14 protein-coding genes are annotated in these 16538 nt (G+C 31.1%); 2 read left to right on the top strand and 12 right to left on the bottom strand.

What is annotated here, in order from left to right:
• Nucleotides 1–254: 254 nt before the first annotated feature.
• Nucleotides 255–839 (top strand): rubrerythrin, encoded by a 585-nt coding sequence (gene rbr, locus T514_RS0105360; protein ID WP_027623852.1) that lies wholly within the window; start codon nucleotides 255–257, stop codon nucleotides 837–839.
• 83 nt (nucleotides 840–922) lie between these two features.
• Here rbr and T514_RS0105355 read toward each other — a convergent pair whose 3' ends face one another.
• From T514_RS0105355 to T514_RS0105325, 7 genes are all read right to left on the bottom strand, one after another.
• Entirely contained in the window at nucleotides 923–2293 is a 1371-nt protein-coding gene (locus tag T514_RS0105355; RefSeq protein WP_027623851.1) for a peptidoglycan-binding domain-containing protein, read from the bottom strand.
• Nucleotides 2294–2399: 106 nt separating this feature from the next.
• Complete coding sequence (locus T514_RS0105350; RefSeq protein WP_169735802.1) at nucleotides 2400–5924, bottom strand: S8 family peptidase; 3525 nt, start codon at nucleotides 5922–5924, stop codon at nucleotides 2400–2402.
• Nucleotides 5888–6376: a hydrogenase maturation protease gene (locus T514_RS23830; RefSeq protein WP_051541787.1), complete on the bottom strand. Its 489-nt coding sequence runs from the start codon at nucleotides 6374–6376 to the stop codon at nucleotides 5888–5890. The genes T514_RS0105350 and T514_RS23830 overlap by 37 nt, the downstream gene beginning before the upstream one ends.
• Nucleotide 6377: 1 nt before the next feature.
• Nucleotides 6378–7787, bottom strand: coding sequence for a nickel-dependent hydrogenase large subunit (locus T514_RS0105340; protein WP_027623849.1), 1410 nt, complete (start codon nucleotides 7785–7787; stop codon nucleotides 6378–6380).
• A gap of 56 nt (nucleotides 7788–7843) precedes the next feature.
• Complete coding sequence (locus T514_RS0105335) at nucleotides 7844–8719, bottom strand: hydrogenase small subunit (protein WP_027623848.1); 876 nt, start codon at nucleotides 8717–8719, stop codon at nucleotides 7844–7846.
• A gap of 23 nt (nucleotides 8720–8742) precedes the next feature.
• Nucleotides 8743–9186 carry a cytochrome b5 domain-containing protein gene (locus tag T514_RS23825; RefSeq protein WP_207640916.1) on the bottom strand — a complete coding sequence of 148 codons (444 nt, stop codon included), beginning with the start codon at nucleotides 9184–9186 and terminating at the stop codon, nucleotides 8743–8745.
• Nucleotides 9187–9329: 143 nt separating this feature from the next.
• On the bottom strand, nucleotides 9330–10289 hold the full coding sequence (locus tag T514_RS0105325; protein WP_027623847.1) for an RsmB/NOP family class I SAM-dependent RNA methyltransferase: 960 nt from the start codon (nucleotides 10287–10289) through the stop codon (nucleotides 9330–9332).
• A gap of 195 nt (nucleotides 10290–10484) precedes the next feature.
• On the opposite strand from T514_RS0105325, the gene T514_RS0105320 reads away from it, so the two are divergent.
• Nucleotides 10485–11126 (top strand): phosphoribosyltransferase, encoded by a 642-nt coding sequence (locus T514_RS0105320; protein WP_027623846.1) that lies wholly within the window; start codon nucleotides 10485–10487, stop codon nucleotides 11124–11126.
• A gap of 102 nt (nucleotides 11127–11228) precedes the next feature.
• On the opposite strand, the gene mscL is transcribed toward T514_RS0105320, so the two are convergent.
• The 5 genes from mscL to T514_RS23820 all read right to left on the bottom strand — a co-directional run bounded on the left by mscL (nucleotide 11229) and on the right by T514_RS23820 (nucleotide 16535).
• Nucleotides 11229–11639, bottom strand: coding sequence for a large-conductance mechanosensitive channel protein MscL (gene mscL, locus T514_RS0105315; RefSeq protein WP_034868176.1), 411 nt, complete (start codon nucleotides 11637–11639; stop codon nucleotides 11229–11231).
• A 91-nt stretch (nucleotides 11640–11730) separates the two neighbouring features.
• Complete coding sequence (locus tag T514_RS0105310) at nucleotides 11731–12972, bottom strand: MFS transporter (RefSeq protein ID WP_027623844.1); 1242 nt, start codon at nucleotides 12970–12972, stop codon at nucleotides 11731–11733.
• Nucleotides 12973–13038: 66 nt separating this feature from the next.
• Nucleotides 13039–13893 (bottom strand): mechanosensitive ion channel family protein, encoded by an 855-nt coding sequence (locus T514_RS0105305; RefSeq protein ID WP_034868174.1) that lies wholly within the window; start codon nucleotides 13891–13893, stop codon nucleotides 13039–13041.
• Nucleotides 13894–14151: 258 nt separating this feature from the next.
• Nucleotides 14152–14826, bottom strand: coding sequence for an SIMPL domain-containing protein (locus tag T514_RS0105300; RefSeq protein ID WP_034868173.1), 675 nt, complete (start codon nucleotides 14824–14826; stop codon nucleotides 14152–14154).
• Nucleotides 14827–14972: 146 nt separating this feature from the next.
• Nucleotides 14973–16535: an MDR family MFS transporter gene (locus T514_RS23820; RefSeq protein ID WP_051541785.1), complete on the bottom strand. Its 1563-nt coding sequence runs from the start codon at nucleotides 16533–16535 to the stop codon at nucleotides 14973–14975.
• Between the last annotated feature and the right edge of the window lie 3 nt (nucleotides 16536–16538).

The raw sequence follows: 16538 nt of genomic DNA, 5'->3' as shown, positions 1-16538 counted from the left end.
GCTATTTATTTTAATGTGCCTAATCTCTTACTTCAATTGTATTATTTTATCCACAATACTTCAATTTGTTATTCACTATAATAACATAAAAAAGTGCAATACACTTTTTTCAGAGTACAGATTATAGAGTATAGATCACAAATAAGGATACTTTTCCTCCGTTGCCACTACAGAAAAGCTTAAATAATAATTAATACACATTTTGGCTAAACTAAACTTAATTATTAAAAAAGAATATGAAAGGGGAACCTATAATGAAAAATTTACAAGGAACACAAACTGCCGATAATTTAGCAAAAGCTTTTGCTGGAGAATCTCAAGCTAGAAACAGATATACATATTATGCTAAAGTCGCTGATAAAGAAGGGCATAAGCATATAGCTGCAATATTTTTAGAAACAGCCGATAATGAAAAAGCCCATGCTAAAACATTTTTTAATTTTTTAGTAGAAGGACTAGGTAAAGCTCATATAAAGGTTGATACAGAGTATCCAGTAGGATATGGAAATACTGAACAAAATCTTCAATATGCAGCGGAAGGTGAAAAAGAAGAATGGGGAACTGCTTATCCTTCCTTTGCCGATACTGCAAAAGCAGAAGGTTTTCCTGAAATTGAAATGGCTTTTAGAAAAATCATTGAGATTGAAACTGCTCATGAAAAAAGATATTTAGATTTATTGGATAGATTAAAAAATGATAAACTTTATAAACAAGACTCCTCTAGAAAGTGGAAATGTAGAAACTGTGGATATATTTATGAAGGCGTAGAAGCACCTAACATTTGTCCAGCTTGTCATCATCCACAAGGTTACTTTGAGATTATGTATGAACCTATTTAATTTAAATTATAGGGCCAGGTTTTTGTTAAGCAAAAATCTGGCCCCACAATCTATAACCTGCGCTCCGTCCTCTGTAATCTGAATCAATCTTCTGGATAGTATGTGTACGGCATATCCTTACTATCCCTGTCCTTGAATGGTACCGGTGGAATAAAAATTTTTTCCTTACAGTATTCATGATCTCTGCAATTTTCTTCTCCTCTTAGTTCTGCTATACCTGTTACCCCTACATATATATCGGAAATTCTATACCAAGTAGCATAGTCTACATTACCTGAAGGCGGTAATGAGAATATTTCTTGGAAAGCCTTTACCGAAGCTGTAGTGGAAGGACCATAAACACTATCTACTGCCATTTTAGGTATAGCAGGATAGTTTTGGGAAATTCTATTTAAATAAGTTTGAACAGTCCTTACATCTCTTCCTCTTGTTCCTTCAGTTAGAATATATCCTGGCCAAGATCTTGGCATACCAGCTACTTCTTTAGCTGTTTCTAATCCTAAATCACTGCCATAGAAATTAGTAAGTATCTCGTAAGGTGTTTTACCTTGATCTCCTAAATATTTGCTTCCCCATTGAGTCATCCACCCTGGACATTGAACCTTTACTCCATCACAATATTGGGTAAGAAGAGGTTGTTTCTTTCCTGGTCTTTTTATATAAGTAGAAAATATATCATCTACTACTCTAACTATATTTTCATAAATATTTCTTCCATAACTAAAAGCGTGATCATATGCAGTTGAACTTGTAATATCAAAATCTTTTCCTTTTGCCCTATACCATTCAGTGTATATTCTATTTAAAGTAAAGGATATAATTGCATAAACATTAGCTCTTATTGTACTTTCAGGCCAAGTTGAAAATATTTCAGAACATGCTACATTTTTAATATAGTCCTTATATCGCATAGTATAATTTGCAGCTGAAGGATCATCCGGAAGACCTTGATGTACTACAATAAACTCTGGTACTACAGGTTGGTCCAACACAACAAAACCACTACTAGGAGGTGGAAGAGGCTTTTCTGGATCTTCTGGTATTTTAGGTGGAAAATTAGCTACTAAAGCATTAGGTTGTATATTTATTATTTCTTCTCCTTGTCTTAATCTAGATGCAGCAGGGGAACTTCTAGGAACTAACCTACATTCCTGATAAGCAACCCTTTCAGGATAAACCTGGCACCCCCTTATAGCTATTGGAACAAATCCATCAGCTTCTACTTTTAAATCTACTAGACTATAGGGTAATTGATTACTGGGTCTTTGAGATACCTCTATAGGTGGCGCGTTTAACTCTACCGGTTCAGTTAATCCTGAGGAATCTGTTCTATCTGTTTTCTCTATAGTTGATTGAGGAGTTTTTCCCGATTGCACAATTGTTACCTTTGTATTCTCCACAGGTACAAAGGAATCACCTTTCCATACTTGAACTTTTAATGCTCCTTTTGCCATTTAAAGAAAGTGCTCCTTCAATATTATTATCATAATATAGTATGCTTTGTTTTATTTTATTGTCACTATAATTTAATTTATCACAATTACAAATTAAATTTTAAAATCATAGAAGTTCTAAAGGAATATTTATATATACCTCTCCTGTACTAAATTTCTTATACCCTCTCATCTTCTCATCTAAATGTCTTATATTTTCAAATACTCCCCGTAAATTTAATATTCCATAACCCCATTCTGAATTAGGATAAGTATCTCCCTTTCTTCTTGTAGCCCCTCTTATAAAATAAGTTTTCATTTTTGTTGCATACATAGTAGGGTCATTTTTTTCCACTACACCCCATTGAAAAAGTAATGCACATGCCCCTGCATAAATAGCTGACCCTACACTACTACCACTTACTGTTGTTACTCCACCACCTATAGATGTAGTCTTTGCATTTATACCACCAGCAGCTACATCAGGCTTTATTCTTCCATCCCTAGTATATCCTCGTGAAGATTGGGCCACAATTGAATTATTGCTTTGATTATAAAATCCGCAGCATAAAACATCTACACTAGTAGAGGGAGTTTGTAATGTAGTAAAAGGCGATGGACTTAAAAATTTAGTACCGCTTTCAGATAAAGGTGACTGAGGTAACCAAGCATCAAATCTTCCATCTACTATAAAATCCCCTGTAAGTTTAAACTGCCATACTCCTTCTCTTATATTATCAATTCTAACTCTTATAAGTTCATCTCCTGTAAGCTCTTCTGGTAAAAAGTATTCTACAAATATCCTGCTTCCCTCAAAAACTAGACTTATTTCTTCCTGCTCCTTCAGCTTTGCGGGGATTCTTTCTACATTTTCCCCTGAAGGTGAAACTATTCCTAGTGAAATTTTATTAGGCTTTTTAGTCCATATTTCAAAAGTTAAATGTCTTTGAAGAGGTGCTACTCTTATTTCTATAGTTTTTGTATCTCCAGTCTTCTCTAAAATTCCTGATGTATGAGTATCTGTATCTCCTTGATTTCCTAAGCCAGTTACTACCACTAATCCCCTAACCTTTGATATGTTATCTATATATCTTTCTATAACAGTATTACCATCATGAGGACCTCTATTACTTCCTAATGGTACATATATAACCATAGGCCTATTAAGTTCTTTTCCTACCTGAGTCAAATATTTTATACCTGTAATTATATTAGTTGTATCATAAGTAGGTACCTTATCAAAATTATAACCCATCATTTTAGTTACCTGCTCTGGACTATTAGGTCGTAACTTTACTATTACAAATTCACAATCTGGTGCCGTTCCTATGACTTCTCTACTCTTACCTCTAGCTCCTATAAGTCCAGCCATTTGTGTCCCATGTCCTACAGTATCCCTCATCCCTACAATACTATACGGATCTCTTCCCCCTTTTGATGCCTTAATAGCATCGTTTATCTGATTTCTTTTATATTCTGTTCCATATGGAAGCCCTATTGGTGATGGTCCTTTATCATCAGTTTGATCCCACATTCTTTCGATTCTTGTGGTATCATCTTCATAAGTAAATTCACTATTTAAATAGTCAATACCTGTATCTACTATGCCAACCAAGACCCCACTGCCTGTTAAATTTAAATATGGACTACTATGAAATTCTGTAATATTTGCTGCATCTACTGGTTGAGTCTCCATCAATGTAAAAATGTACGTTCTATCTACATACACTATCTGAGGAACATTATTTAACACTTCTGTTTCTCTTCCTTTTTCCACAGATAATATTGCGAAGTCTTCATCTAATATAAATACCTTAGCATAATCTATATTTTGAATTGCTTTTACTATATCTCCATCATATTCAATTACATAATTATTATATTCTTTATCTCCATTTTTCATTTCTCTATTAATATAATTCATATGGGAAATATCCCCCCTTGAAAGTTTTAATAACTCAAAAGCATCTCTAGCACATACTTCACCATATCCCCAAGTTGGATTTGGATAAATTACTCCAGGCCTGTTTCTTCTAGCACCCTTAAGCAAGTAATACTTAAGTCTTTCCCCATATAAAAATGGATCATTGCCTTTTACCATTCCCCATTCAGCAAATAGTGCACATATACCTGTTACATGAGGTGTTGCCATAGAAGTACCACTTTTAGTATCTGTAGTTTTGCCTGGTACTGTGGATAATATTTCATCCCCTGGAGCTACCAAATCTGGTTTAATTGTATTTGATGATAAAGCTCCTCTACCTGAAAAAGAAGAAATATTATTTGTTCTATAATCATAACTTCCTACAGAAATCACATTGCTAACTGTGGCAGGAATACCTAACGTATTGAATACATTAGGACGTAAAAATTTAGTATTGGGATTTAAAGATTCACTTATAGGCATCCATATATTATAATTGCCCTTATATTCATCTGTACAAGTAATGTTTAACTTCCACTCACCGGAAGTAAGATAATTTCCTACTGGCAACAAACTTATAATTATCTCCCCATTTATATTGTATGGTTTTGGACCAGTATTATATATATAATATCTGTCTTCTCCAATTTTTCCTTCTTTATATCCTTGATCCAATGCAATTTCACCAGAGCTTACTCCTGATGGATTTACTATTTCAAGTGTAAAATTATTTTGAAGATCCTTGTATACTTGCAGTATTATCCCTATTTCATCTGATGCAATGTTCATAAGAATGCTTTGCTTTTCCTGTACAGTTCCTCCTACATGATGTGCCTTATCTCCTTCATTTCCTGAGGCTATAACAAATGTAATAGCCTCCAACCTGCATACTGTATTTATATATTGTTCAAATAAGCTGCTACCTTCATGAGAACCATCATTAGTGCTAAAACTTAAATTTATTACTAGTGGTTTTTTTAATTCTTTACTTTTTTCTACTAAAAACTTTATTCCTCTCATAATTAAGGTATCTTTTGAGTAACTAACCTTTCCTCCCGGAGTTATTTTAACCATTGCTATAGAACTTTTATATGCTACTCCATAAAGCTGTTTGTTTATTTTTCCTCCAGCACAAGCTATACCTGCTACATGAGTGCCATGACCTAAAGTATCCTGTTCTGGAACTACACTAAGTGGATTGGGAGATTTAAGAGCGTTATTTATATCCGTTCTATTCCACACCTTTCCCCCTTGAGAAAAATCCAAAATATAATCTATTCTCGTTTCTTCCTTGTCATCTATAAATGCTGGATGAGTATAATCTATACCGGAATCAATAAATCCAACTAATACTCCTTCACCTGTTAATCCATATAAATCTTGTAATGTATCTACGCAAGCAGCTCTATTACTGCTTGCATCACTGGTATAAACAGTTTTAGGTAACTCTACATATTGTATACCTTGTACTTGGGATATCTTTTCTACATCTTCTGCATTCAATGTAATTATGCCAAAATTATATCCTAAGTCTTCAAAACTTCCTCCTAATCTTCCTACAGATTGAGCTACCTGCTCAGGTCTTGCCGCATAAATAACTGTTAACTCAACCTTGCCCTGCAATACTTCTTCATTTTTTGATAACTGAACTAATTTAGTTAATACTTGTTGTGGTACATTAGTTAATAAATTTAATAATCCCTGCGGTTTAATAGCAATTCCTCCCACAAATTATTACATTTTAAAACTTCTTTTATTATTTCTATGATTTCTTCTGTTATGTTATTCAATTTACTTTCTAATGTTGTACTAAGATTTAAACTAAATTTAATTTCTTCTACCTCAATAGCTATGATATATCCTTTTACTTCTTTCTTATATAAATTAATTAGTGTAAGCAAACTACACCCATGCTGAGAATATAAATCTCCTTTATAAATGTAATTTTCTATTGGTATAACTGTAATTTCCCCTGGCTTCTTCCCCATTATAGAAGCATCCAATAAAAATAAAAAATCCCCCTGTTGTATTCTCGAAACACAATATTGAAAATCTGTTTCTGCTATTATTACTTCTATATTTATCTTTTTCAATTCATTCTTTATTTTTTCTCCAATTCTAATTCCTACCCCATCATCTCCCATCAGTATGTTCCCTATAGCAATAATCTTTATAGCCATATTACAATATCCTAATTCCCATATTTTTTTCTCCATCTACCATTACATGAGTAGCGCAAGAAACACAGGGATCAAAGGCTCTAGCTATTCTTCCTAAATCTATAGGATCCTCTGTATTTTTTAATTCCGTCCCAACAAGGGCTTTTTCTGTTACTCCATATAATCCTTTTTCATCCTTAGGCGAAAGATTCCACATAGTAGGAGTAATGAGATCATAATTCTTGATTATCTTATTTTCTATAGATACCCAATGCCCTAAAGCTCCTCTGGTAGTATCTATAAGTCCTACTCCATATGCCTTATCAGGGATAGAATAAATTCCTTGATTATTATTTTTAAGCTGCACCCTTTGACATAATTTTCCCATAATCTCCGCAATTCTTTTAGTTTCTATTGCCCGGGCAATTATTCTATCCATAGTTCCATTACCACCTTTATATTCTCCATTTATGACAAGCCTAGCTAAAGGTCCTACTTGCATAGGCAAACCTTCATATCTAGGTGCCTTAATAAAGCTATATGCATCATTTTTCGAAATATCTACTTCTTCTATAGCATCCTGTCCAGGTTTTTTTACATTTTTATCACTTATATACCAAGCATATCGTATATTTTCTGTGATTTTATTTGAATCTAATGAATAAACTTTTCCATCAATGCTTACTCCAGGATTTACATAAATTAAGTCCTTTTCATAATAATTATTAAATGATCCATAAGTCATAAAATATGGATAAGTTATGCCCTTCTTAAAATAATCAGGATAATATTTTGCAATAGTATACGCATCCTCTAACATCAAATTAGTAAATTCTTTTATTGCTAAAATAATAGACCTTATCTTTTCTAATTTATAAGCATCAATATTTACTGTAACTCCACCTACAAAAATTCCGTGGTTATGAGGAGCCTTACCTCCTAGAACTGCTAAACCTTCATGGGCTAGTCTACTGTATTCTATAGCTCTTATATAATTTTTACTTATTTTTTCATCCAAAGTTTTTGGTAATCTAAAGTCCTTAGAATCTTGAGGTGAAATAGGGTTGATGTCTGGAAGTTTAACATAGCTAGGTGTAATATACAGATAGAAATGTCTTATATGATTTTGTAAAAATTCAAAACCATGTAATATATCTCTAATATACTTATCATTTTCATTAGGAGATATCTTCAGGGCATCCTCTAATGCTAAAGTAGATGCCATACTATGTGCTGTAGAACAGATACCACATATTCTTTCAGTAAAATATATGGCATCTAGAGGCGATCTTCCTCTAAGCATTTTTTCAAATCCTCTAAATAGTAATCCACTAGTGGCAGCATCTATAACTGTATTTTCTTCTACCTTAGCAGTTATCTCCAAAAAACCACTCATTCTAGTTATAGGATCAACATTTATAACTTTACTCATAGAACCCCCCTCTTTATTCACTCTTAACTCTTCATTGTTAGATATTGATTCAAAAATCAATATCTAACGAACGGTTCCATCCCATCTGGAAAATATGCCTGTGCACAACCAATGCAGGGTGTATTATCTCCTATAGGCCAATTTACATATCCATTCCATTTTCTTCTTGGACAATCCGTTCTTGTAACTGGACCTCTGCATCCTAGTTTAAACATGCATTCTTTTTCTCCTAGTTTTTTGGCGAATATACCCTTTTCAAAATATCCTCTTCTTGTACAAGAGTCGTGAATGGTAGCTCCATAAAACATAACAGGTCTTTCTAGTGAATCTAATTTTGGTTTACCATAAGCCACCAGGTGAGCTAATGTTCCTATTACCCAATCTGGATGGCATGGACAGCCAGGTAATCTTATAACTTCTCTATTTAATACATCCTTTACGCTTTTGCTGCCTGAAGGATTAGGTCTTGCTGCAGAAATTCCTCCGTGAGAAGCACAAGTACCCACAGCAACTACATATTTTGCCTTTTCTCCTGCCATTTTTATTGCTTCCAAAGCAGTGATACTGTTTCCCTTATATTTAGCCACAATATTATATAGTCCATTTTCCTTAGTAGAAACTGCTCCATCCACTAGTAAAATAAATTCAGTATTTAGGGTATCTAAAAATATTTGAAATGCCTTTTCTCCTTCTTCTCCCATAAGGCTATTGTTATAGGTTAAGTTAACCAATTGTGTTAATACATAAATTAATCCTGGATTTTCTCCATTTAAAAATGAAATGATGTTTCCAGAGCATCCTGTTACTTCTAGCCACATTGCATTAATTTTTTTTGCCTTTCCTTCTCTCATAAGTTTTATGGCCTCTTCTGAAAGTACCTTAGCAGTAACTTCCTTATAAGATATTAATGGACAACCTATTTCTTCTTTCATTTTGATTCCCCCTAAAATCATTCCTAAGATTTTAATGTACCTACTTTAGGCAAATTAGATAATATGCTTGCGTTACCATGACATCCATTAAATTGAGCTGTTAAATCTTTACCTGCAATAAGTCCAAAGTGGCTAGCTCCTCCCCAACTAGCTTCGTTACTTACATCATATACCGTTCCATTTACAGCTACATAGGCTGGTTTCCCCATAGTGCCATCATATTTAGAAAGCTCTTCTAAGGTAAACTCCTTTGGCTTTTCAAGATTTACATTTATATTTTCATCCTGCATGTGTCTATAAATTTCCGTAATGGATTTTAATCCATTCATTATATATAAAAATAATAAGTTTTCATCACAAGCCTTTCGCATTACGCAATTTCTACAGCATATTGGTTCTATATAATAATTTCTCTCAATACCTTTTTTCTTCTTTATTAGTCCTTCACTTTTACAATAGACATGCATTTAAAATTTCCTCTCCTTATTTACTTCTTTCTATATAAATATATGTTAAGAAAAAGTTTTTTTGAATAAAAAAACCTTGGAGGCATAAGATTTGAACTTATACTTCCAAGGTTTTGATACTTAATTATTAATTATATTTCTATTTAATCTCTATTTTTTCTTATTTTACATACAAAAAAACCTTCCATGTCCTTATTAGGTAATACCCTTAATGCATTACTTAAGCTTGGATGATATACTTTATTTTTATAACTTGTAATGCCCATACTAGAGTTTTTTAATTTGAAATTCATCTCCATAATTCTTAAATTAGTATATCTATACATTATCTCATTAATTACCTCTTCATTCTCCTCTGGAGATAATGTACAGGTTGAATATACTAAAATTCCACCTTTTTTTAATGCATTAACGCCACTTTCCAATAGTCTTTTTTGCAATTTAGAATTTTTCATCATAGTCCTTTTATTCCACTTTCTATAACTTTCTGGTTTTTTTATATATATCGTTCCTTCACCAGAACAAGGTGCATCTAAAAGTACCCTGTGAAACCTTTCTTTAAAAATTCCACCTAACTTTTTTCCATCCTCTCCTATAACTTGTACACATTTTGCTCCTTGTTTATCCACATTATATTTTAATCTTTCTCTTCTAATTGGATTTATTTCATTAGCTACTATTATACCTTTATTATTAATTAAAGCTGCCATTTGAGTAGTCTTACTTCCTGGTGATGCACACATATCTAATATATCCATATTTTCTTCAATATCCAAAAACATAGGCGGCAGCATACTAGATAAATTCTGAAGATATATTCTTCCTTCTTTATATGATGGAAGCTTACTTATATCAGATTCCCTATAATCACCGACAATTAGTGCATCCTTTATAAAACTGCAATTTGAAAACTTTATTCCTCTTTTTCTTAATTCCTGTAGAACCTGTCCCATAGAATTTTTTAATGTATTTATTCTTAAGGTTGTTCTTCTTCCATCTTTATAACTTCTTAAAATTTCATCTACTTCAATAGGGGAATATAATTCATACAACATATCCATAATTTCATTTGGAAGCTTACTCTTAATTTCCCTTATACTCATTTTAAATTTTCTCTCCCTATCCATTTTATAAATTTTACCTTATATATAATTTTATTACATATATTGCACTTTTTCAATAATTTTAAAAATTCAGTTTTTATAAAAAGAAGTCTAATAATTTATCTTTTCCCCCTCAGTAGAATAAAAAATACTAATTAACTTACACTATCTATATGATATTAAGGAGCTGATAATATGTTTTTAAATAGAGAAGATGCTGGTAAGCAACTTTCATTAAAAATTGAAAAATTTAAAGAAGAAGATCCAATCATATTAGCAATACCAAGAGGCGGTCTAGAAGTAGCCTATGAATCTATAAGAAAATTTCACTTTCCTTGGGACTTTATTATTACAAGAAAAATAGGAGCAACTCATAATAAAGAATTTGCTATAGGAGCTGTATGTTCTGATGGAACTTATTTTGTAGACGAAAATTATGAAAAAACTTTTAATATATCCAAAGAATACATAAAAAATGAAGTGCTAATAGAAAAAACAGAAATCCACAGAAGAATAAAAGATTATAGAGGTAATAGACCTTTTGTAGATATACGAAATAAGACAGTAATAATAATGGATGATGGAATTGCTACAGGTTTTACTATTATGGCTGCGATAAAGTCTCTTAAAAAACAAGGAGCTAAAAAAATTATTATAGCTATACCTGTATTACCTAAAAGTACCCTTTATAAATTGAAAAGCATGGTTGATGAAGTTATATACTTAATTGCTCCCGAAGAATTTTATGCTGTAGGATTATATTATAAAGATTTTCCTCAAATTACAGATGAATTACTTACCCTACTCATAGAAAACTTATCTGGTGCAACAATATAAAATCCCTTACTTTGAAAACAAAAACAAAGAATGAATATTGATATTTTTCTAAACTACAACAGAAAAATTTTTCTCTATTCATTCTTTCTTATATAAAAATTATTATTCTATATCACTTTTTTCTTTTAAAATATCTCTTATCTCAGTTAATAATATTTCTTCCTTTGTAGGCTCAACAACATTTGGTTTTTCTTCCTCTTTCTTTTTAAATTTATTTATAATATTAATAAATAAAAATATTGAAAAAGATATAATTAAAAAGTCTACTACAGATTGAATAAATTGGCCATATTTTATTAGTACTTCTTTTCCATTTACTCCATCTACTTTTACTACTAATTTAGTAAAGTCAACTCCTCCAATTAAAATTCCTACTACAGGCATTATAATGTCATTTACTAAAGATGAAACTATTTTTCCAAAGGCTGTTCCAATAACTACACCAACTGCTAAATCAATAACATTTCCCTTTACTGCAAATTCTTTAAATTCCTTTATTATACTTTTACGCATTTGCATTTCCTCCCTTGTATAATAAGAACCACGAAATATATTATATACACTTATTAATAAATGTGATGACTTAATAATTTATATAGAAAATCTATGCTTTTACTGTTTTCGAATCAGAATTTTTTTTAGGTATAACAAAGAGTACCCATATAAAAATGACTGTGACAATTCCACTTAATATAAAGGTAAAGGGAACATTGAATTTAGTACTTACATACCCAGTAAATATACTACCTATAGGAGTAACCCCAGTAAATACTAATGAATAAACGCTCATTACCCTTCCTCTATACTCATCACAAACATTCAATTGTATTCTTGAATTAGCAGTAGTGGTAAACAAAATATTAAATATTCCTATTAAGAAAAGAAGTATTGCACTTACCGTAAATGACTTAGTAAACCCTATTCCAACTAAAAATAAAGAAATTGCGGTTCCGCTAAAATACAGAAGTAATCTTTTTGGTCCAGATCTATTTTTAGCTGCTACAAACACCGCTGCAATAAATGAACCCGCTCCCATGCAAGACATCAAATATCCATATTCCTTTGAGCCTTGATTTAAAACCATTTTTGCTTGAAGCGGAATAAGTACACTATAATTCATGGCAAAAGTACCCACTATAGCAATAATTATAACCGTTCTATATATAATTGGATTTTTACATATATATCTTATACCTTCTTTAACGTCCTTCATTATATTTTTTTTCTTATCAAAGAATTTATTATTTTCTTTTATATTTATTTTATATATACTATATATTAATGGTATAAAACTTAAAGCATTTAGAAAAAAACATAAAGTAAATCCAAAATAATGGATCATAATCCCTGAAACTCCAGGTCCTATAAGCCTAGCACCATTAAATACAGAAGAATTTAATGCTATAGCGTTTATTAAATCTTCTTTACCTACCAATTCTATCATAAATGATTGTCTAGTAGGCATATCCAATGTATTTATACAACCTAATAGAAATGCTAAAACCAATACATGCCAATATTGTACCTTATTTGTTAATACCAAGAAACAAAGAATAAATGCTAATATCATAAAACCAGTTTGTGTAAAAAGCAAAATTTTTCTTTTTGGAATGTTATCTATTACTGCTCCTGCAAAAAGAGAAAATATTAGTACAGGTGTAAATTGCAACGCACTTACAATTCCTAATTTAAATGAGGAATTAGTAAGTGTAAGCACTAACCACGCTTGACCAGTATTTTGTATCCATGTACCAATTAGGGATATCATACATCCTATCCAAAAATTTTTAAACTCTTTGTGCGTTAATGCAGGAAAATAGTTTTTTATCATATTATTTGTATTCATAATTCTTCACTCTCTATATTTATATAACTTTTATATAACTTTAAAATGGACTCTATATTTTACTAGTTATATAAGCTGTACATCATCATATTTCTTAAACTCTATAAGTACACTCTCAACTATACTATGCTCCAAATTTCTAAAATTTCTAGATCCACAAATGAATCTCAAAGTAAGTACTATCTTTCCTAAATCAATAGAAGTATACACAGTATGAGAAAGATTTTGATAGTATATAGGATGAGTCTTAGAAGCTACATCTAAAGATTCTTTTACTTCATCCTGTATGTTCCCAATTTCCTTGCCTGCTACATTAATTATTATTTCTTTAGCTTTTTGCCAATTGCTATCCAACGAAAGATTGAACTGTATTTCATTCCAAGTATATGGAAACGTGCTAGTTTCACTTATTACTTCTGCTGAAAGTATTTTTATGTTAGGAATATTAGTTAATCTTCCAGTACTTTGTCCATAAATCTTATTATTTTGAGTAACTTCTATTATAGTAGTATAAAACCAATCTATTTGTAACACATCGCCTACACTATCCCCGATTTTAATTCTATCTCCTACTACAAAAGGCTTATGAGAATTTATTATTACCCATCCTAAAAAACTGGATACCAAATCTTTAAAAGCAAAAGCCATACCTGCTGAGAAAAGTCCTAGGAATGTTAAAATATCTTTAGATTCATATACCCAAATAGGCGTTATTAATACAAAAAATATTATCTTTATAAAAGCAGAACATGCCTTTTTAAATTTTATTGTTCTTTGTGAACTCCAATTTATATTATTAATAAAGTTAACTACAGCTTTATTGATAATGTAAAGCCCTATTAATAAAATTATAGTTAATACAAATTTAGGTAATGTACCCACAGCTTGAAACTTTAGACTAATAGATTTAAGTTGGTCCATTTAAAGCCACCTTTCACGTATTTATATTCTTATTATATGTTACTACATATAATATTTCATTGCCAACTGTTAAACTGCTATATTAAAAGTATGTTAACAAATAGCTCCTCACAGTAATGTTAATACTATCAGGGACAGTTCTCAATAATTCCGTAATAGCCTGCAAAAATCTAAGGATTGTATAAAATTAAAAATCTTATCCTCTCCTTAGATTTAACTTACTATCTTTTTGATAATATTTTAAATTTTTTCTTAGATTTAATACATATATGAGCTATAGTTAAAAATACTTTCTATCTTTGCTGTAATATTAATTTCTCCAGGCATTATAGGAGTAGAACTTGAGTACATCTTAACCATAGTTGCCTGTGGAATAATTTCTTCGTAGCTTTCTTCTACAATACTAGTTGGAATTTCATTCACATTAACTTTTAAAGTATTCCCAATTTCCACAGCTTTTCTCATAGCATCCTTTACTGCTAAATTTAATGCTTTGCTGTAATAAGTAGACATATTATCTATAGTAAACTTTATGTTATCTATAACATTTACTCCATTTTTAACTGAAGTATCAATTATCTCTCCCACCCTATTAATGTCTCTTATAGTTACATTCAAAATATTTGTTACTTTGTATCCCCTAAATATTTGCTTTCCTTCAACATAATCATACTGAGGTTCAATGGTATAATTTTTTGTGCTTATATCTTTATTAGGTATGCCCATATCTTTTAGTCCATTTATAACCTTTGTAGATATTTCAGCATTTTCTCCTTGCGCAACCTCTAAATTTTTATTTTCTGTTACAACTCCCAAGCTTATAATAGCTATGTTAGGCTGAGTCTTTACTACACCAATTCCATTTACCTTTATACGTCCTTTCTTTATATTAGCATAAAGTATGCTGGGGTTATAAAAATTACAATTTAGCATAAATCTTATTTTTCTCCTTTTATAAAAATACTCTCTATTGCCATAATATGAAATTTATTTTCTAAGTTTCCTTTAAATTTTTAACTTTTAAAAAAGAAAAAACACCTCATATCAAAATAACTATGAGATGCTATATAAAATAATAATTATGCCGCTTCTTCCTTATCTTGTGAATATCCTTTTAAAGGAGTCTCTTTTAAGAATAAAGTTATAACTATAGCAGCTACTAATATAAATATTGATATAACAAAAACTTCATGAATTGAATTGGCAATTACTTCTTTAACCTGTATCATCATACTATCAAAAAATACTCTAGCTTGTTGTGGTAAATGATCCCTTACTGCTTTTATAGCATCTGCATTGGTAAAAGCTTGAGCATCTTTAAATATAACTTTCATTTGAGTTGGAACATTGCTGTAGTCCATCTTTGTAAAACCATCATTCATAGCATTGGACATTACAGTTCCTAATACCGCTGAACTTATTGTTCCTCCTATGTTTCTAAAGAATTGAACTGCTGATGTTACAGTGCCAAGTTTATTTGATGGAAAAGCATTTTGTACAGTTATATTAAATATTGGCATAGTTACTCCAAGACCTGCCCCCAATATAATCATGTTTATAACTATTTGTAAATTGGTAGTACTTGTACCCATTAATGCCATAAAAAACATTCCTACTGCTGCAATTAAAAATCCTATCAACCCTAAAACTTTGTACTTTCCCGTCCTTGAAATTAATTGTCCACTTATTATACTTGCGATAACTAATGCTAAAGTCATTGGAGTTGTAACCATTCCTGAATTAGTAGCACTAGCTCCTATAACTCCTTGAACAAAAAGTGGTATAAATGTTATTGTTCCAAACATAGCACCATTAGTTAAAAATGCTGCAAAAGTAGATATATTAAATGTAGAGTTTTTAAACAAACTTGGTGGTATTATTGGTTCAACTGCTTTAGATTCTACAAATCCAAAAACTATAAACATGACTACTGAAAATGCCAACATTCCAATTATTTGCACTGAACCCCATGAATAATCCTTACCTGCCCAAGTAAATGCTAATAGCATAGGAACTAATCCAAGTATAAGCATTAATGCTCCTAAATAATCTACAACCTTTTTCACAGATTTATCAATTACATTAGGTAATGCGAAAAACATAACTACCATAGCTAGTATTCCTACAGGTAAGTTTACATAAAATACCCATCTCCAATTTAAATTATCAGTTATATATCCTCCAACAGCAGGTCCTATAACACTAGATAATCCGAAGACTCCAGTTACCAACCCCATATATTTTCCCCTTTCTGCTGGTGAAAACATAGCTCCTACAATGGCAAATGAATTAGACATTAATATACCACCACCAAAACCCTGAAGCCCTCTAAATATAATAAGCTGCATCATAGTTTTAGATAATCCGCAAAGTGCTGTAGCTATAAGAAATATACTTATACCTATAAACCAAATTGGTTTACGCCCATATATATCTGCTAACTTACCGAAAATAGGTATAGTTATAGTTGAACAAAGCATATATGCTGTAAATGGCCAAGTATACTGATCCATTCCATGCAATTCATTTATAATCTTAGGCATAGAGGTACCTACAATTGTACTATCTAATGAACTTAAAAGCACACTAAGCATAACTCCTATTAAAACAAATGTAACTCTTTTTTTGCTTAAATTATTCATATA

Source organism: Clostridium lundense DSM 17049 (assembly GCF_000619945.1).
GTDB classification, from domain to species: domain Bacteria; phylum Bacillota; class Clostridia; order Clostridiales; family Clostridiaceae; genus Clostridium_AO; species Clostridium_AO lundense.
Note: the sequence above shows the minus strand (reverse complement) of the source record. Positions and strands in the feature narration are given on the sequence as shown.